Source organism: Mycobacterium sp. SMC-4 (genome assembly GCF_025263265.1).
GTDB lineage: Bacteria > Actinomycetota > Actinomycetes > Mycobacteriales > Mycobacteriaceae > Mycobacterium.
In genome coordinates this window covers 4580721-4597275 of record NZ_CP079869.1, presented here as the reverse complement: position 1 = coordinate 4597275, position 16555 = coordinate 4580721, and the positions used below count along the sequence as shown (strand labels likewise).

At 67.8% G+C, this 16555-nt stretch carries 20 protein-coding genes; 7 read left to right on the top strand and 13 right to left on the bottom strand.

Translation table 11 applies throughout. The features are described 5' to 3' along the window. Entirely contained in the window at positions 1–789 is a 789-nt protein-coding gene (locus KXD98_RS21930) for a DUF3027 domain-containing protein (RefSeq protein WP_260760403.1), read from the top strand. Here KXD98_RS21930 and KXD98_RS21925 read toward each other — a convergent pair. Together KXD98_RS21925 and KXD98_RS21920 are read right to left on the bottom strand one after the other, a co-directional pair. Continuing rightward, a complete protein-coding gene (locus KXD98_RS21925; RefSeq protein WP_260760402.1) occupies positions 786–1238 on the bottom strand; it encodes an SRPBCC family protein in 453 nt (150 codons plus the stop codon). The two genes, KXD98_RS21930 and KXD98_RS21925, sit on opposite strands and share 4 nt — an antisense overlap. A gap of 22 nt (positions 1239–1260) precedes the next feature. Next, positions 1261–1506, bottom strand: coding sequence for a DUF2530 domain-containing protein (locus tag KXD98_RS21920; RefSeq protein ID WP_260760401.1), 246 nt, complete (start codon positions 1504–1506; stop codon positions 1261–1263). A gap of 81 nt (positions 1507–1587) precedes the next feature. Here KXD98_RS21920 and KXD98_RS21915 point away from each other — a divergent pair, with 81 nt between their 5' ends. Further along, entirely contained in the window at positions 1588–2427 is an 840-nt protein-coding gene (locus tag KXD98_RS21915; RefSeq protein ID WP_260760400.1) for an RNA methyltransferase, read from the top strand. After that, on the top strand, positions 2424–2705 hold the full coding sequence (locus KXD98_RS21910) for a DUF2537 domain-containing protein (RefSeq protein WP_260760399.1): 282 nt from the start codon (positions 2424–2426) through the stop codon (positions 2703–2705). The genes KXD98_RS21915 and KXD98_RS21910 overlap by 4 nt, the downstream gene beginning before the upstream one ends. Here the strand turns inward: KXD98_RS21910 and sepH are convergent. Together sepH and serC are read right to left on the bottom strand one after the other, a co-directional pair. Next, positions 2673–3497 (bottom strand): septation protein SepH, encoded by an 825-nt coding sequence (gene sepH / locus KXD98_RS21905; RefSeq protein WP_260760398.1) that lies wholly within the window; start codon positions 3495–3497, stop codon positions 2673–2675. The two genes, KXD98_RS21910 and sepH, sit on opposite strands and share 33 nt — an antisense overlap. A 101-nt stretch (positions 3498–3598) precedes the next feature. After that, on the bottom strand, positions 3599–4714 hold the full coding sequence (serC, locus tag KXD98_RS21900; RefSeq protein WP_260760397.1) for a phosphoserine transaminase: 1116 nt from the start codon (positions 4712–4714) through the stop codon (positions 3599–3601). Positions 4715–4953: 239 nt separating this feature from the next. On the opposite strand from serC, the gene KXD98_RS21895 reads away from it, so the two are divergent. Both KXD98_RS21895 and KXD98_RS21890 read left to right on the top strand, forming a co-directional pair. Then, the gene (locus KXD98_RS21895; protein WP_260760396.1) at positions 4954–5991 is read left to right on the top strand and encodes a diiron oxygenase; all 1038 of its coding nucleotides are present in this window, start codon (positions 4954–4956) and stop codon (positions 5989–5991) included. Between the two features lie 14 nt (positions 5992–6005). Further along, positions 6006–7688, top strand: coding sequence for a 4Fe-4S binding protein (locus KXD98_RS21890; RefSeq protein WP_260760395.1), 1683 nt, complete (start codon positions 6006–6008; stop codon positions 7686–7688). On the opposite strand, the gene KXD98_RS21885 is transcribed toward KXD98_RS21890, so the two are convergent. The 9 genes from KXD98_RS21885 to KXD98_RS21845 form a co-directional block, all read right to left on the bottom strand. Further along, positions 7606–8157: a hydrogenase maturation protease gene (locus KXD98_RS21885; RefSeq protein ID WP_260760394.1), complete on the bottom strand. Its 552-nt coding sequence runs from the start codon at positions 8155–8157 to the stop codon at positions 7606–7608. The genes KXD98_RS21890 and KXD98_RS21885 overlap by 83 nt on opposite strands. Further along, a complete protein-coding gene (locus KXD98_RS21880) occupies positions 8154–9446 on the bottom strand; it encodes a Ni/Fe hydrogenase subunit alpha (protein WP_260760393.1) in 1293 nt (430 codons plus the stop codon). Before KXD98_RS21880 ends, KXD98_RS21885 begins: the two co-directional genes overlap by 4 nt. Beyond that, on the bottom strand, positions 9439–10203 hold the full coding sequence (locus KXD98_RS21875; RefSeq protein ID WP_260760392.1) for an oxidoreductase: 765 nt from the start codon (positions 10201–10203) through the stop codon (positions 9439–9441). Before KXD98_RS21875 ends, KXD98_RS21880 begins: the two co-directional genes overlap by 8 nt. Continuing rightward, positions 10203–11051 (bottom strand): FAD/NAD(P)-binding protein, encoded by an 849-nt coding sequence (locus tag KXD98_RS21870; protein WP_260760391.1) that lies wholly within the window; start codon positions 11049–11051, stop codon positions 10203–10205. The genes KXD98_RS21875 and KXD98_RS21870 overlap by 1 nt, the downstream gene beginning before the upstream one ends. Beyond that, on the bottom strand, positions 11048–11530 hold the full coding sequence (locus tag KXD98_RS21865; RefSeq protein ID WP_260760390.1) for a Crp/Fnr family transcriptional regulator: 483 nt from the start codon (positions 11528–11530) through the stop codon (positions 11048–11050). Before KXD98_RS21865 ends, KXD98_RS21870 begins: the two co-directional genes overlap by 4 nt. Next, positions 11514–12641, bottom strand: a complete 1128-nt coding sequence (locus KXD98_RS21860) for a 4Fe-4S dicluster domain-containing protein (protein ID WP_260765347.1) — start codon at positions 12639–12641, stop codon at positions 11514–11516. The genes KXD98_RS21865 and KXD98_RS21860 overlap by 17 nt, the downstream gene beginning before the upstream one ends. 105 nt (positions 12642–12746) lie before the next feature. Continuing rightward, positions 12747–13178, bottom strand: coding sequence for a VOC family protein (locus tag KXD98_RS21855; protein ID WP_260765346.1), 432 nt, complete (start codon positions 13176–13178; stop codon positions 12747–12749). A 101-nt stretch (positions 13179–13279) separates the two neighbouring features. Further along, positions 13280–13897, bottom strand: a complete 618-nt coding sequence (locus KXD98_RS21850; RefSeq protein ID WP_260760388.1) for a maleylpyruvate isomerase family mycothiol-dependent enzyme — start codon at positions 13895–13897, stop codon at positions 13280–13282. After that, positions 13894–15012, bottom strand: a complete 1119-nt coding sequence (locus KXD98_RS21845) for a citrate synthase 2 (protein ID WP_260760386.1) — start codon at positions 15010–15012, stop codon at positions 13894–13896. The genes KXD98_RS21850 and KXD98_RS21845 overlap by 4 nt, the downstream gene beginning before the upstream one ends. A gap of 98 nt (positions 15013–15110) precedes the next feature. Here KXD98_RS21845 and pdxH point away from each other — a divergent pair, with 98 nt between their 5' ends. Further along, complete coding sequence (pdxH, locus tag KXD98_RS21840; RefSeq protein WP_260765345.1) at positions 15111–15740, top strand: pyridoxamine 5'-phosphate oxidase; 630 nt, start codon at positions 15111–15113, stop codon at positions 15738–15740. A 113-nt stretch (positions 15741–15853) separates the two neighbouring features. Next, positions 15854–16504, top strand: a complete 651-nt coding sequence (locus KXD98_RS21835) for a TetR/AcrR family transcriptional regulator (protein ID WP_260760385.1) — start codon at positions 15854–15856, stop codon at positions 16502–16504. The last annotated feature ends 51 nt before the right edge of the window (positions 16505–16555 follow it).

Sequence of the window (16555 nt, the reverse complement as noted above, 5' to 3'; positions counted from 1 at the left end):
ATGGACAGCGTGACCGAGTCTCAGCCTGACGTGGCACCGGCCCAGGACGTGCCCCCCGATGTGGCGGCGGTACTCCTGGGGGCGGTCGACGATGCACGCTCCGCGATCGTGGAGGGTAGCGGCGAGCAGACCGTCGGCGAATATCTCGGCGCGAGCTTCGAGGATCCCACCTCGGCCACCCACCGGTTCCTGGCCGAGATGCCTGGCTACCGGGGATGGCAGTGGGCGGTCGTGGTGGCTGCCTGTCCCGGCGCCCAGTACGCCACCATCAGCGAGGTCGTGCTGGTACCCGGGCCCACCGCGCTGCTGGCGCCCAAGTGGGTGCCCTGGGAGGAGCGCGTCCGTCCCGGCGACCTCAGCCCGGGCGACCTGCTCGCTCCGCCCGCAGACGACCCCCGCCTGTCACCGGGCTACGTCGCCACCGGCGATCCGCTGGTCGACGACGTCGCGCTGGAAGTCGGGCTGGGTCGTCGTCAGGTCCTCAGCTTGTGGGGACGCAACGACGCCGCACAGCGTTGGCATGACGGCGAATTCGGGCCCGGTTCGGCGATGGCCCGCTCCACGCGGCGGGTGTGCCGCGACTGCGGGTTCTACGTGCCGCTCGGCGGCGCACTGGGCGTTCTGTTCGGGGTGTGTGCCAACGAGCTCGCCGCCGACGGCCACGTCGTCGACGCTGAGTACGGGTGCGGAGCGCACTCCGACACCCCGGTCCCGCAGGGGGCCGGTTCGCCGCTGCACGACCCTTTCGACGACGGCGTGCTCGACTTCGTCAACCCGGGCGACAGTTAGTTTTCCGCGGCGTTCTTGATCCGCGTCAGCGTCGCGTTCATCCCGTCGACCAGCTCGTCCTCGAAACTGGGCACACCACCCATGAGCCGGTTGATCAGGAAATTCGACATCGCCGACGTGCCGTTCTCGGCGTGCCGGGTCTCGATCAGCCGGGTCCCGGCTTCGGTGGGTTCCAGCTCGTAGGTCCACACCGTGTTGTTCTCGTTGACCCGGAAAGCCAGCTTCTGCTCCGGAACCACTTCGGTGATGCGTGAGGTCGTCGGCCAGAACAGCAGACCGCGCCGGTTGAAATTGATGGTCCGGGCACCCGGGCGTACGCCGCCGAGCGCCTTCATGTACCGGCACTGGGGGCTCCACTGCGGCATCTTGGTGACATCCGACACCAGGTTCCAGACCTTCTCGACCGGGGCGTTGATGTCGATCTGGGCTTGCAGTTTGGGCGCTGGCATGGCGCTTTCTCCTTCGTGTCGTTCAGGTCAAGCCGCGCTGGGCGCCGCGCGATCCGCGGCGCACGGCGTGACGTTGCCACAGAAAAATCGATGTGCCAACCACTGTCACACCGAGCCCGGCCAGGGTGACCGGTCGCCAGCTGTGTAACGCGTCGACCGTGAACGCCAGCACCGCAGCGACCACCCAGCCGAGGCCGATCACCGCGATCATCGGCCACGGCGACAGTAGCGGCGCCGGCAGTGCGGGCGGCTGCACGGTTTCGTCCATTGTCGACCACGGTATCGGATCCCGCGTCGGGCCTGGGTAGTCTCGACGCCGTGAAGGAGCGCCGGTGGGACACGAAACGGCATGACCGGCAAAGCCATTGAGATCATCGACGTCGAGGATCCGACAGATCCCCGCCTCGACGACTTCCGGGACCTCAACAGCGTCGATCGTCGTCCCGACCTGCCCAGCGGCAAGGGCCTGGTGATCGCCGAAGGCGTTCTGGTGGTCCAACGCATGCTGGCCTCACGGTTCAGCCCGCGCGCGTTGCTGGGCACCGACCGACGGCTGAACGAACTCGGATCCGGTCTGGACGGCGTCGATGTGCCGTTCTACCGGGTCAGCGCCGAGGTGATGGCCGACGTGGTCGGCTTCCACCTCAACCGCGGTGTGCTCGCGTCGGCGTCGCGGGCGCCCGAGTTGACGGTCGCTCGGGTGGTTGCCGGTGCGCACACCGTCGTGGTGCTCGAAGGCGTCAACGACCACGAGAATCTCGGCTCGATCTTCCGCAATGCCGCGGGGCTGGGGGTGGGCGCGGTGGTATTCGGCAGCGGATGCGCCGATCCGTTGTACCGGCGTGCGGTGCGAGTGTCGATGGGGCATGCACTGCTGGTGCCCTTTGCTCGTGCGGCGAACTGGCCGGCCGATGTGGAGTTGTTGCGCGAGAAGGGTTTCGCGATCCTGGCGATGACGCCTGATCCGCGCGCGGCGACCCTGGCCGAGGCGATGCCACTGCGGGCGGACCGACCGGTGGCGATTCTGGTCGGCGCCGAGGGCCCGGGGCTGCAGGAGTCGACGATGCGCGCCAGCGACGTGCGGGTGCGGATCCCGATGTCGCGGGGAACCGACTCGCTCAACGTCGCGACCGCCGCGGCGTTGGCGTTCTACGAGCGCGACCGGCTCCGGGCTACGGTGACCCCGTGAGCGAAGACTCGACGCCGTGGGCTACGGGGCTCACGGTTGCCGCGTTCGTCGCGGCGGTCATTGCGACCGCGGTCATCGTGCTCAGCATCGGGTTGGCACGGGTGCATCCGCTGTTGGCCGCTGGTCTCAATCTTGTCGCCGTCGGGGGGCTGGCGCCGACGGTCTGGGGCTGGCGTCGGCGCCCGGTGTGGCGGTGGTTCGTGCTCGGCGGCGGTGTCGGCGTGGCGGGCGCGTGGGTGGCCTTGTTAGCGCTCGCCGCCGCTGGAGCGAACGCCTAACAGCACGTCTTCCCATGCCGGCACCGCCGGCCGGGCCTTGCGGGGGCGCGCCTTGGCCACCGTCTTGGGCGGCTGCGGGTCGGGTGTCTGCTGTTGTGCCGGTGCCGGCTGCTCGGGCTTGGCCACCGGCGCGGGTGGTGCCTCGGGCTCTTCGAGTGCGAGCTGGGCAACCGGCGCGATCGGGCGCAGCGTGCGGGTAAAGTTCGGGTCGATCAGCTCGGCGGCGTTCTCGTCGAAGGCGGTGACGGTGCCGCCATGCGCGCCGGGCGCGTAGCGGAAGTGGGCCTGCAGATCAGAGCGGCCCACCGTCCAGGCCAGCTGCACGGTCCAGCGGCTGTCCTCGTTGCGCCAGGCGTCCCAGGTGGTGGAATCGGGGTCCAGGCCCCGTGCGATCAGCGCGGCGGTGACAGTCTCCAGCAGGGTGAGCACCGAGGGGCCGTCGGCCAGCACCGGGTGTGCGGCGGTGGCCAGTTCGGCAGCGCGGGCGCGTTCCAGCAGCACAGGGTGAGCGAACCGTTCGACCCGGGCCGGGTCCACCCCGGCAGCCGAGGCGATCTGCTCGACCGAGGCGCCGGCCCGGATCCTCGCCTGGATTTCCCTGGGTCGCAGCATGTTCGGGACCTCGACATTGATCGTGGTTTGATTCGACGCGGCGCGGTCGCCGCGCACGGCAGCCCTCAGACGCTCATCGGAACGCAGGATGAACTTCTCCGCGGGCTCATCGGTTTCGCAGATGATCCGCGTGCCGCGGGTGTCGTCGACATCGAGTCCGACGACTCTGAGCTCTCTCATTGCGACCTCCTCCGGGCTGGCGCCTAGCCCGATATCCAGGTCACCCTACTGCGTTACCGATCCGTAACCGGCGGTGACACGCGGCGATGCCGCCGCGTCTTTCAGAGCCGCTCGACGACCCAATCAATGCATGCGGTCAACGCGCTGACGTCGTCGGGTTCGACGGCCGGGAACATGCCGACCCGCAGCTGGTTGCGGCCGAGTTTGCGGTACGGCTCGGTGTCGACGACGCCGTTGGCGCGAAGCGTCTTGGCGACAGCGGCCGCATCGACGTCGTCGGCGAAGTCGACGGTGCCGACGACCTGGGAGCGCAGCGCAGGGTCGGTGACGAACGGGGTCGCGAACGTCGACGACTCGGCCCAGGTGTAGAGCCGCGACGACGAGTCGGCGGTGCGGGCGGTCGCCCAGTCCAGCCCACCGTTGTCCAGCAGCCAGTCGATTTGCTCGGCGAGCAGCAGCAGGGTCGCAATCGCCGGCGTGTTGTAGGTCTGGTTCTTGACGCTGTTGTCGATCGCGATCGGCAGCGACAGGAACTCCGGAACCCAGCGTCCGGAGCCGGCGATCGCGTCGACCCGGGCCAGCGCGGCCGGCGACAGGATCGCGATCCAGAGGCCACCGTCACCGGCGAAGTTCTTCTGCGGCGCGAAGTAGTAGGCATCGGCCTGGGTGATGTCGACGGGCAGGCCGCCGGCCGCCGAGGTGGCGTCGATCGCGATCAACGCCTCGCCCGACCCGTCGGGTCGCTGCACCGGAACGGCCACACCTGTCGAGGTCTCGTTGTGTGCCCAGGCGATCAGGTCCACCGAAGGGTCGGACTGCGGACTGGGTGCGCTGCCCGGATCGGCCTTGACGACGATCGGATCGCCGACGAACGGGTTCTTGGCCACCGCCGAGGCGAACTTCGCGCTGAACTCTCCGTAGGTCAGGTGCAGGGAGCGCTGGTCTACCAGGCCGAACGCGGCGGCATCCCAGAACGCGGTGGAGCCGCCGTTGCCGAGGACCACCTCGTAGCCCTCGGGCAGTGAGAACAGTTGACGTAGTCCGTCGCGAACCCGACCCACCAGGTTCTTGACCGGCGCCTGCCGGTGCGAGGTGCCGAACAGGTGACCGGCGGCGACCAGCGCCTGGAGCTGCTCGGGACGCACCTTGGACGGTCCGCAGCCGAAGCGGCCGTCGGCGGGTTTGAGGTCGGCGGGGATGGTCAGTTTCTCGGCCATGGTGGTCAGCCTAAAACCGACGGTCAGGCGGTTGCGAATCGCCACCGATCGACGCATCCGACGTGGCCGGCGATCGGCGTGACGCACACAACCCAGTGATGTGCGTCACATGTGATGCGGATTACCCGGTTGGGGCACAGCGTCGAGAAAAGCCTGGTTAATTCCTGGGACCGTGGGTACTGTTACTAGACATCAACCCGACGAATGTAAACCAGCCCCGAGTGACGGGAGGCCACCCCATGGCAGTCAAGACCGCACGTACGCGCCTCGTGCGCCGGTGGCGAAAGAACATGGAAATCGGTGACGGTCCGGAGGACCGAGCGTATGCCGAGACCCTGCAGACCCTGTCCGAAGGGTCGGTGCGGCGCAATTTCAATCCGTACACCGACATCGACTGGGATTCACCGGAGTTCTCCGTGATCCCCAACGACGAGCGGTGGATCCTGCCCGCGACGGACCCGATCGGCCGGCACCCGTGGTACCAGGCCCAACCGGTCGAGCGTCAGATCGAGATCGGGATGTGGCGCCAATCCAACGTTGCCAAGGTCGGTCTGCACTTCGAGTCGATCCTGATCCGCGGCTTGATGAACTACGCGTTCTGGGTTCCCAACGGGTCACCCGAGTACCGGTACTGCCTGCACGAGTCGGTCGAAGAGTGCAACCACACGATGATGTTCCAGGAGATGGTCAACCGCATCGGTGTCGATGTACCCGGCATGCCCCGCGTGCTCAAGTGGCTGTCCCAGGTGATCCCGCTGGTGGCCGGTCCCAGGCCGGTCCCGTTCTTCTTCGGTGTGCTCGCCGGCGAAGAGCCCATCGACCACACCCAGAAAGCCGTGCTGCGCGAAGGCAAGTCGTTGCATCCGATCATGGAGCGCGTGATGGCCATCCACGTGGCCGAGGAGGCCCGCCACATCTCGTTCGCCCACGAGTATCTGCGCAAGCGGGTGCCTCACCTGGGTCGTGCGGAGCGGTTCATGTTGTCGCTCTATGTTCCGGTCATCATGCGGATCCTGTGCCAGGCGATCGTGGTACCGCCGAAGTCGTTCTGGCGCGAGTTCGACATTCCGCGCTCGGTCAAGAAGGAGATCTTCTTCGGCACGCCCGCTGCCCGGCAGTTCCTGCGTGACATGTTCGGCGATGTCCGGATGCTCTGTCACGACACCGGGCTGATGAATCCACTGGCGAAACTGATGTGGCGGATCTGCAAGATCGACGGACCGCCGAGTCGCTACCGCAGCGAACCGGCCCGCCAGCACGTCGTCAGCGCAGCCTAGGGCGGGATCTACCAGTGCCCCACGTCGTCACCCAGTCGTGTTGCAGCGACGGGTCCTGTGTCTACGCCTGCCCGGTGAACTGCATCCACCCCACACCCGACGAGCCCGGCTTCGCGACCGCCGAGATGCTCTATATCGACCCCGACGCGTGTGTCGACTGCGGGGCCTGCGTCTCGGCCTGCCCGGTGGGGGCGATCGCGCCGGACACCAAACTGGCGCCGTCGCAGCTGCCGTTCGTCGAACTGAATGCTGCGTTCTACCCCAAACGCGAGGGCAAACTGCCGCCGACGTCCAAACTTGCACCTGTGCAGGAGGCGCCGGTGGTCCATCGGCGCGCCGGTGGTTCGTTGCGCGTCGCGATCGTCGGATCCGGACCCGCGGCGATGTACGCCGCCGACGAGCTGCTGACCCAGCGTGGTGTTCAGGTCAGCGTGTTCGAAAAGCTCCCCACTCCTTACGGGTTGGTGCGCGCCGGGGTGGCCCCGGACCACCAGTACACCAAGGGGGTCACCAGGCTCTTCGATCGGATCTCGCGGTCACCGGGCTTCGCGTTCTACCTCAATGTCGAGGTCGGCGAGCACATCAGCCACCAGGAACTGCTCGAGCATCACCACGCAGTGCTCTACGCGGTCGGCGCGCCGAATGACCGCCGACTCGACATCGAGGGTATCGACCTGGCCGGCACCGCGACCGCGACGGAGGTGGTGGCCTGGTACAACGGCCACCCGGACTACACCGACCTGGCGATGGATCTGAGCGGTGAACACATCGTCATCGTCGGCAACGGAAACGTTGCGCTCGACGTCGCGCGGATCCTGACCACCGATCCGGACCTGTTGGCCCGCACCGATATCGCCGATCACGCGCTGTTCGCCCTGCGGAAGTCCTGCGTTCGGGAGGTCGTGATCGCCGCCCGTCGCAGCCCGGCGGCGTCGGCGTTCACGCTGCCCGAGCTGATCGGTTTGACCTCAACCTGCGAGGTGGTTCTCGACGCGGCAGACCGTGAGCTCGTGCTCGCCGCACTGGCCGAGACCACGGATCCGTTGACCCGCAACAAACTCGAGGTTCTCTCGAAGCTCGGCGACTCGGCCGGACCGGCCACTCGCCCGCGGATCCGGTTGGCCTATCACCTGACTCCACAGCGCGTGCTGGGTGAGCACAAGGTGACCGGCGTCCGGTTCAGCGTGACCGGAACCGATCAGACATCCGACATCTCTGCGGCAATGGCGCTGACCTCGATCGGATACCGCGGCAAGGTGATTGACGGTCTGCCCTTCGACAAAGAAGCCGCCGTGGTGCCCAATGAGGGGGGCCGCGTCGTCGATCCCGCCACCGGTCACCCGGTCCTAGGCAGTTACGTGGCCGGCTGGATCAAACGCGGACCCACCGGTTTCATCGGGACCAACAAGTCATGCGCTGCCCAGACGGTGCATACCCTGGTCGACGACTACAACAGCGGGGTGCTGGTGGATCCGGTCCACAAGCCTGCCGCGCTCGAGCGTGCGGTGCGCGCCCGACACCCGGAGATGATCGACGCGCGCGGCTGGCGCGCGATCGACGACGCCGAAGTGACCCGGGGCGGCGGGCGGCGTCCACGGGACAAGTTCACCTCGATCACCGATCTGGTCGCGGTGGCGGCAACTGCGTCGGACCCGCCATTGCATGAGCGTCTGCTGGCCGGCCTGTTGCGCCGATAGGTTCGGCAATCCCCACCCGCGCGATCTCCTGAAACACCGCGCGCAGAACCCCGGGCGCGGCGGCCGCGACCGGCTGGGTGAGCCGGCAGCCGCGAGCGAGACTGCCGGCTTCGACAGCGATGATCACGAGTTCACCGGGAAGCTGCCCGAGTGCGCGGCCCAACCGGAACGCCTCGGGGATGTTCACGGCGTGTGAGCCGGTGGCTGCCGGGGTACCGCGCAACATCTCGACGGTGGCGCGCCGGATCCGGCCCGGGGTGGGTGGGTCGCATCGTATGGCGTCGATGATTACCGCCAGGTCGACACCGGCCCAGGTGTCGATCAGCCCTGCAGGCTCGCCGTCGCAGACGGTCACCAGCAGTCCGGGCAACTCCAGCGCGTCGAGGCGCGCCGCGACGATGGGGCCTATCGCGTCGTCGCTGCGCAAGCGGTTGCCGATACCGATCACCACCGCGCGCGGTCGGCTCATAGGTGGATCCGTTCCAGCTCGAGAAAGTGTGCTGCACAGGAGATGCACGGGTCGTAGTTGCGAATGGTGTGCTCGCACAACCGGATCAGCTCAGCGTCGTCGAGTACCAGGTTGGCCTGGGTGACCCGGCGTAGATCGTCTTCGATGACCGATTGGTTCTGCGACGTCGGTGCGATGATGGCGGCGGCGCGGATGATTCCGGCCTCGTCGAGTTCGTAGCGGTGGTAGAGCAGGCCACGGGGGGCCTCGCTGACACCGTGTCCGATGCCGGCCCGCGGAGCCACCGGGACGGCGGGCCGTGCGGGACGCTCGTAGTCGGCGATCAGGCGCAGCGCCTCGTCGAGGGCGTAGACGACTTCGACCGCGCGAACCAGGATGCTGCGGAACGGGTTGCGACATTGCGGCCCCAGCCCGACGTCGGTCGCGACCTGCCGGGCCAGCGGTGAAAGGTGCTCGGAGTTCAGGGAGTACCGAGCCAGTGGACCGGTCAGGTAGCGGTCTCCGTCGAGTCGGGCATGCAGCGCGGTGGAGTGCGCCACCTGGTGTTCGACGACATGCTCGCAGAACTGGTCGGCGGGGAAGGTGAGGCCGGTGGTGGTGTGTACATCGCCGCCCTCGATCGCGTACCGGTCGGGCTGGGTGAGTGCGACGAGGTGGTGGTCGAGATCGCTGTCGGGGAACTCCAGGCCGGCCAGGTGGCGCGCGGTGTCGATCGCGTAATCACGGGCGCGGCTGAGCTGCTCGGTAATCGGCACCAGATCTGCGGGAGCCGGTGTCGAGTAGAAGCCACCGACGCGGACGTTGATGGGGTGGATCGGGCGGCCGCCGATCAGTTCGAGAATCGCGTTGCCAGCCTTCTTGACCGCCAGTCCGTGCTCGACGAGTTCGCGGTGTTCGGCGGCCAGCGCGATGGCATCGGGGTAGCCGAGGAAGTCGGGCAGGTGCAACAGATGAATATGCAGGGTGTGACTGGAGATCCACTCACCGCAGTACAGCAACCTGCGCAGCGCCGCGAGCGGCGGGTCGAGTGCCACATCGCACACCTGCTCGATCGCGTTGCAGGCGCTGACTTGGTAGGCGACCGGGCAGATGCCGCAGATGCGGGCGGTGATGTCGGGTGGCTCGGTGTGGGCGCGATCGCGCAGGAACGCCTCGAAGAACCGCGGTGGTTCGTAGATGGCGAGTTCGGCGCGTTCGACAGTGTCACCCGAGATCACCACCCGAAGCGCCCCTTCGCCTTCGACCCGAGCCAGCGCGTTGACCCGGAGTCGTCTACTGCGGTCACTCATCGCGACTGCGTTCGGCGAACTCGGGGGCCGCCGCGGCAAAGGTGGCGAAGGCGCGGTCGATGGCGTCGGTCGGCATGCCGTTGATCCGCAGGATCGGCAGCAGGGCACCCACATTGGGCGCGGTCATGGGTCCGAAACAACCGAAGCAGCCGCGCCCGTAGGTCGGGCACAGCGCTCCGCAGCCGGCATGGGTGACCGGACCCAGGCAGGCGATGCCCTGGGACACCGTGATGCAGGTCGTGCCTCTGCGTTTGCACTCGGTGCAGACACTGGTGTCGGGAAGGTCGGGTTTGCGGCCGGCCAGCAGCGCGGCCAGGGTGCCGAGGAGCTGGTGACGATCAATCGGGCAGCCGCGTAGCTCGTAGTCGACCGGCACGTGCGCCGAGATCGGGGTGGAGGTTTCGAGCGTCGAAATGTATTGCGGTGAAGCGTAGACCACCGACAGATAGTCGGCGACGTCGGCGAAGTTGCGCAGTGCCTGGATCCCCCCGTGGGTGGCGCAGGCGCCGATGGCCACCAGGATGGCGGACTGCTCCCTGATCTCGGCGATGCGCTGCTGCTCCTCGGGTGTGCTGATCGAGCCCTCCACCAGCGACACCTCGTAGGGCCCCGGTGTCACCGCGCTGGACGCCTCCAGGAAGTGCGCGATGTGAACTTCTTCGGCCAATGTCAGCAGCTCGTCCTCGCAGTCCAGGAGGCTGAGTTGGCAACCGTCGCAGGAGGTGAACTTCCATACGGCCAGGGTGGGGGCGCCCATCACAACCCCGCAACCGACAGCAGCGGCTGCGCCGTGGCGTAGTCGACGATGGGGCCGTCTCGGCACAGCAGCAGTGGGCCGAGCTGACAGTGGCCGCAGCGCTCGACACCGCATTGCATATTGCGTTCCAGTGAAATAAGAATGTCCTCTGGTGCAACGGTTTTGGCTATCAGGGTTCGGGCGCAGAACTGCATCATCGGTTCGGGCCCACACAGAAACGCCGTGGTGCGGACGGGATCCAGGCTCACGCGGGCCAGCGGCTCGGTGACGAATCCGACCGAGCCCGGCCACTCGGGCGTGGGTTGGTCGACAGTCTGGTGTAGTTCAAGCCCTGTTGTAGCCCAACGGGTTTGATCGTTCCGGAACAGTATGTCGGCCGGGCTCCGGGCCCCGGTGATCAGCACGATGCGCCGGTAGTCCGCGCGCGCCCTCAGCGCGCTGAGCACCATTGGCCGCAGTGGCGCCAGGCCGACACCGCCGGCGACGATCACCAGGTCGCGCCCGGTCACCGACTCCGGTTGCCAGCTGGTGCCGAATGGCCCCCGCACGCCGATCAGTTCGCCGACGGGGGTGTCGTGCAGAGCCCGACTGACCGCCCCGACCGCCCGGATGGTGTGCTCCAAAAGCCCGTCGTCGGCGCGGATTCCGCTGATCGAGATGGCGATCTCGCCGACGCCGTGACGATAGAGCATCATGAACTGCCCGGCCTGGAAGGGCGGCGTCGGCTGCCGGGTCGGTTCGAGCAGCAGCGTCACCGTATCGGCGGTATGGACCACCCGACCGACAACCCGGTGGGGCAGCATCGTGTCGGCGTGGGCGGTCCGGCCGGTCGGCACGGCGAGGGTCATCGGCGACTCCCGTCGGCGTGCTCGGTGGGGGAGCTGTACAGGTCGAGCAGGCGCGCCCGGGTGGCCTGGAGCCGATCGAGTACGACGCCGAGCAACATCCGGGTCATCGCATGGCCGATCTCCGGGTCGGCCTCGGCGAGCTCGATCAGGGTTGCCGCATCGAACTCGATGGCCTCGACCGCTTGGGTGGTCCGGGCGCCGAACTGCCACCGATATGGCGCCACCAGCCACGACCAGCCCAGCAGATCTCCAGGACCCAAGGTTTGCACCGCGACGGCGCCGCGTCCGGGCACACAGCTGTCGAGCATGACCTGGCCGCTGCGGATCAGCCACAGCCGTTCGGCGGGTTGACCTTCGGAGAACAGGCGCTGTCCGCACGGGTAGCTCACCGGTCGGCCGGCGCTGGCCAGGGCTTGGCGGGTGGCCGGGTTCAACGACGCCGTGATCGTGAAATGGTCGAGCTCACCGCTGTCGATCATCGGTGATCCTTTCCTCGGCGAGCCGGGCCATTTCGGCGGTGAGGTCGATTCCGGTGGGGCACCACGCGATGCATCGGCCACATCCGACGCAGCCGGAGCTGCCGAACTGGTCGTGCCAGGTGCCCAGTTTGTGGCTGAGCCAATGCCGGTAGCGGTGTGCTCCCGAGGTCCGCACACTGCCGCCGTGCAGATAGGAGAAGTCCAGCTCGAAGCACGACGCCCAGTGCTGCCAGCGTTCGGCGTGGTCGCCGGTCAGGTCCGTCACGTCCTCGGTGGTGGTGCAAAAGCACGTGGGGCAGACCATCGTGCAGTTGGCGCACGTCAGGCAGCGGGCGGCAACGTCCTCCCAGAGCGGGGATTCACGCGCGTCGCGCAGCACCGCCGGGATGTCGACGTCGGGCATGGCACGGCCCATCCGGCCGGCTGCATCCGCCACTGCGGCGCGGGCGGACTCGACCTGGGCCGGCTCTGCGGGCTGAGCCGCAATCGCGGCGATCACCGAAGCGCCGGCGTCGCTGCCGATGTCGACGACGAAGCGGTGCCCATCGGTGTCGATGCTCTCGGTCAGCGCGAGATCGTAACCCGCGGCGACACCGGGTCCCGTTCCCATCGAGGAGCAGAAGCACACACCACCCGGCTCGGTGCAGTTGACCGCGACGACGAACAGTGCGCCAAGCCGGGCGGTGAACGCGGGCTCAGGGTGGGAGCCACCGCCGAGAACACGGGCCAACGTGGCGATCGCGGCGAGATCGCAGCCGCGTACTCCGAGAAAGGCGGTCGGTGTGACGACGTCGTCACAGGCCTGTGGCTGCAGGTCCGGTCCGAGCGCGGCGATCTTGCGGCGCGGCGGATGCACGAACGACTTCCACGAACCCGGACCGGCGGAATGGGCGAAGACCGCTGCGTCGTCGCGGCGCTGCAGCCGGTAGGTTCCCGGCGCGGTGTGTACGCCCCAGCCTGCGGGCAGTTGGTCGCCGTCATGCAGCTCGTCGAGGACGATGGCGTCGTCACGCAGCTGCGGACCGATGACCCGGTATCCGCCTTCGCGCAGCACGGCGATCAGGCGGTCCAGCCCGGCACGGTCGATCACGGCGCTGTCGCCGGGGTCCATCGACTGCGTCTTCACCTCATTCAGCGTGAGCCGTGGCCCGAGGTGTCTCTAGAGGCGAAGGTCCCACGTAGCGCACGGCCGTGCGCGCAGCCACCTCCCGGTCAGTCAGCCGCCGGCGTTCATCTGCACGAGCACTTCGTTCATGTCGACCTCGCGGACCGTCTCGGCCAGCGACCAGTGGTGGCCGAACGGGTCGCGCAGAACTCCGTAACGGTCGCCCCAGAACTGGTCCTCCAGCGGGTTGACCACGGTGGCGCCGGCCTCCAGTGCGCGCTGGAAACGGCCGTCGACATCGGGGCCGTGCAGATGGATGGTCACCGAGGCGCCGCCCAGGGCAGTGGGGGTGCTCGCCTTGCCCCCGTTGAACTCCGGGAAATCGTCGTTGAGGAACACCATGGCACCGTTGACGCGCATGGCAGCGTGGATCAGCTTGCCGCTGGGGCCGGGCATGCGCACCATCTCCTCGGCGCCGAAGGCCTTGGCATAAAAGTCCAGCGCGGCGGCGGCATCATCGACGACCAGGTGCGGTACCAGCATGGGGGTGTTGGCTTCGGCATTGACGGTCACGGTCACTCCTTCGACGTTGGGATCGACGGTACTGACACCGATGCGATCAGAAACTCATCGCCGTCATCGCATCAGACGACCGAGAATCCGGTCGGTAGGTCGGCGCGGCCGGTAAGTGCGAGCACCACGGCCGGCCCCTGTCCGAGAGCGACGCCGATCCGGGCGGCCAATGCGGCGGTCTCGGCCAACACGGCGGCGGGCGGAGTGTGGTCGATCCCGACGGCGCGCGCGATGTCCAACCCGTGCACGGCGAGCTCGAAGGTCCGGGTGGGCAGATAACTGCTCAGCCGTATGCCGTGGCCGCCGATCACTTCGATGAGCGGGTCGTCCTCGACTGCGGCCACCGCGGCCACTGCCCGGGATGCCAGCGCCGCGACCGTGCCGGCGGGATCTGCACCCAGGTCACGACCCGCTTGGCGGCCACGGTCGACGATCGCCTGCGCACCCATCTCGGCAGAGATGGACGCGACGGTGACGTAATAGTTTGTGGCATCGACGATGTCCTCGCGCTGCGCTGGTGTGCTCAGGTAGGTGTACACCGTGATCAGCGAGCGCGAGGCGTGGCCGATCAGATCGCGTACGGTCCATTCGCCCAGCCCGGGGTCGCCCCACCGCTGGTGTGGGATGGTGCGTACCAGGTCGACGAAATCGTTCGCGGCGGAGCCGAATACTGCACGTTCGGCGGTCATGGCCGGGTCAACAGCTCCCAACCCTCGACGGATTCCGGGCTACGTGGCTGCGGGCCGACGTAGATCGCCGACGGTCGGACCAGCTTGCCCAGCCGCTTCTGCTCCAGGATGTGGGCACACCACCCGGCCGTGCGTCCACAGGTGAACATCGCGGGCATCATCGTCGCCGGTACGTGGGCGAAGTCGAGGATCACCGCAGCCCAAAACTCGACATTGGTCTCGATGGCTCGGTCCGGCCGGCGTTCGCGCAACTCGGCCAGCGCGGCCTGCTCGAGCGCCGCGGCCACCTCGTACCGGGGTGCTTGCAGCCGCTGGGCAGTCGCGCGCAGCACCCGCGCGCGCGGGTCCTCGGCGCGGTAGACGCGGTGCCCGAAGCCCATCAATTTCTCGTTGCGGTCGAGGATGCCCTTGACCACCGCTCGGGCGTCGCCGGTGCGCTCGGCCTCCTCGATCATCGGGATGACCCGGGCAGGTGCGCCACCGTGCAGCGGACCGCTCATGGCGCCGATCGCTCCCGACAGCGCCGCGGCGACGTCGGCCCCGGTCGATGCGATGACGCGGGCGGTGAAGGTGGAGGCGTTCATGCCGTGCTCGGCCGCACTGACCCAGTACGCGTCGATGGCCTCGACATGCCGCGGGTCGGGGTCGCCCTGCCAGCGGGTCATGAAGCGCGCGGTGACGGTGTCGCATTCGTCCACGGTGCGCTGGGGGACCGCCGGCTGGTAGATGCCGCGTGCTGACTGCGCGACGTAGGACAGCGCCATGACCGAGGCCCGGGCCAGCTGGTCGCGAGCCGTCGTGTCGTCGATGTCGAGGATCGGCTGGTAACCCCAGATCGGTGCCAGCATCGCCAGTCCGGCCTGCACGTCGACCCGCACGTCGCCGCTGTGGATGGGTAGCGGAAACGGTTCGGCGGGCGGCAGACCGTCGCCGAACCGGCCGTCGACGAGCAACCCCCACACGTCACCGAAAGTGACTCGTTGCGCGACCAGGTCCTCGATGTCGACGCCGCGGTAGCGCAGCGCCCCGCCGTCCTTGTCGGGTTCGGCGATCTCGGTCTCGAATGCCACCACACCGGAGAGGCCGGGTGTGAAGTCCGTCGGCACCGCAGTCATGGCCAGATTCTTACACCGAGCCGCGGCCGCTGAGACCCGGACCGGCCAACCGCCGGCGTAGCGTTTGTCACGTGGTTGATTCTGATCATCTGGCACGGATGCGCGTCGAGTACGGATCGGTGGAGAAGGACGGCAGCATCGACCTCGACACCGACTGGCTCGCCGACGGGTGGGTGGCGCTGCTCAACAGTTGGATCGGTGACGCGCAGGCCGCTGGCCTGGCCGAGCCCAACGCGATGGTGGTCGGCACCGTCGACGGTGACGGCCGCCCTGTCACACGCAGCGTGTTGTGCAAGAGCGTCGAGGATTCGGGCATCTCCTTCTACACGAACTACGACTCGGACAAGGGCCGGCAGCTGGCGGCGGTGCCGTATGCGTCGGCGACGTTCCCGTGGTTCGGTTTGGGCCGCCAGGTGCACCTGCGCGGCCCGGTGACCAAGGTGTCGCAGGACGTGACTGCGGACTACTGGTCCAAACGCCCGCGTGGTTCGCAGCTGGGCGCTTGGGCCTCGGCACAGAGCTCACCGATCGCGTCGCGGGCCGCGTTGCTCGAGCAGCTGGCCGACGTGACCGAGAGGTTCGCCGACGTCGCCGAGGTTCCGGTGCCTCCGAATTGGGGCGGATATCTGATCGCGCCGGACGTGGTGGAATTCTGGCAGGGTCGAGAGAACCGTGTGCACAACCGAATTCGGGTCCGCGGGACGATCGTCGAACGACTGCAGCCCTAGTCCGCACACCCGGGAGCGAGGCCGCGCGTGCTGAGTGGTTACAGGCGATGTCAAATGTCGGTGTCCGCCGGTTTCTCACTGATTTCATATCCCTGCCCGATAACATCGGGGGCATGATCGACAGCCGGGGGGAACGCACGCTGGGTTTGCGGGAGCGTAAGAAACGCCAGACGCGCGCCACGCTGATCAATGCAGCAGTGGGACTGTGCGACAGCCAGGGATTCGACGGCACCACCGTCGACCAGATCGCCGCGGTCGCCGATGTCTCGCCACGGACCTTCAGTCGCTACTTCGCCACCAAGGACGCCGTCGCGATGGCGCTCATCGACGAAGTTCTCGACATGGCCGCCGCGGAACTGATGCACCAGCCACTGCACCTCGGGCACTTCGAAGCGATGCGGCGCGCCTGGATAGAGATGGCCCAGGCCACCAAGCTGGCTCGCCCCGACGGACTGTGCTCGGAGCGTCTGCTGCAGATCCTGCGGATCGTGATGACCTCGCCGACTCTGCGTCTGGCGTCGGCGGAGTACCGGACCAACCCGATCGAGGTGGCGCTGGCTCGGCGTATGGGCGTGGCCACCGCGGATCGTCGGGTCAAGCTGGTCTCATCGGTGTGGCGCGCGATGCTGATGACAGCGCTGGAGGGCGTGATCGATGCCGCGCCGACGGCGAGGAGCATCACCATCGACGACGTCGTCGAGGCGTTCGAGGCGACATATGCCGAGTTCACGAATGAAATGGCCGCGATCGGGCAACCCGTCTGACCGTCTGCCCGCACCCCCGCGGGCGGGACCGCGGCAATGGGACTACCTTCT

Bases quoted from the DNA above. Each gene is read 5' to 3' on its own strand.
- KXD98_RS21925 (WP_260760402.1), bottom strand. From the start codon at position 1,238: ATGCCAGCGCCCAAACTGCAAGCCCAGATCGACATCAACGCCCCGGTC.
- KXD98_RS21835 (WP_260760385.1), top strand. From the start codon at position 15,854: ATGATCGACAGCCGGGGGGAACGCACGCTGGGTTTGCGGGAGCGTAAG.
- KXD98_RS21875 (WP_260760392.1), bottom strand. From the start codon at position 10,203: ATGGGCGCCCCCACCCTGGCCGTATGGAAGTTCACCTCCTGCGACGGT.
- KXD98_RS21860 (WP_260765347.1), bottom strand. From the start codon at position 12,641: ATGGACCCCGGCGACAGCGCCGTGATCGACCGTGCCGGGCTGGACCGC.
- KXD98_RS21895 (WP_260760396.1), top strand. From the start codon at position 4,954: ATGGCAGTCAAGACCGCACGTACGCGCCTCGTGCGCCGGTGGCGAAAG.
- KXD98_RS21920 (WP_260760401.1), bottom strand. From the start codon at position 1,506: ATGGACGAAACCGTGCAGCCGCCCGCACTGCCGGCGCCGCTACTGTCG.
- KXD98_RS21850 (WP_260760388.1), bottom strand. From the start codon at position 13,897: ATGACCGCCGAACGTGCAGTATTCGGCTCCGCCGCGAACGATTTCGTC.
- KXD98_RS21855 (WP_260765346.1), bottom strand. From the start codon at position 13,178: ATGCTGGTACCGCACCTGGTCGTCGATGATGCCGCCGCCGCGCTGGAC.
- KXD98_RS21930 (WP_260760403.1), top strand. From the start codon at position 1: ATGGACAGCGTGACCGAGTCTCAGCCTGACGTGGCACCGGCCCAGGAC.
- serC (WP_260760397.1), bottom strand. From the start codon at position 4,714: ATGGCCGAGAAACTGACCATCCCCGCCGACCTCAAACCCGCCGACGGC.
- KXD98_RS21880 (WP_260760393.1), bottom strand. From the start codon at position 9,446: ATGAGTGACCGCAGTAGACGACTCCGGGTCAACGCGCTGGCTCGGGTC.
- pdxH (WP_260765345.1), top strand. From the start codon at position 15,111: ATGCGCGTCGAGTACGGATCGGTGGAGAAGGACGGCAGCATCGACCTC.
- KXD98_RS21870 (WP_260760391.1), bottom strand. From the start codon at position 11,051: ATGACCCTCGCCGTGCCGACCGGCCGGACCGCCCACGCCGACACGATG.
- KXD98_RS21885 (WP_260760394.1), bottom strand. From the start codon at position 8,157: ATGAGCCGACCGCGCGCGGTGGTGATCGGTATCGGCAACCGCTTGCGC.
- sepH (WP_260760398.1), bottom strand. From the start codon at position 3,497: ATGAGAGAGCTCAGAGTCGTCGGACTCGATGTCGACGACACCCGCGGC.
- KXD98_RS21845 (WP_260760386.1), bottom strand. From the start codon at position 15,012: ATGACTGCGGTGCCGACGGACTTCACACCCGGCCTCTCCGGTGTGGTG.
- KXD98_RS21865 (WP_260760390.1), bottom strand. From the start codon at position 11,530: ATGATCGACAGCGGTGAGCTCGACCATTTCACGATCACGGCGTCGTTG.
- KXD98_RS21915 (WP_260760400.1), top strand. From the start codon at position 1,588: ATGACCGGCAAAGCCATTGAGATCATCGACGTCGAGGATCCGACAGAT.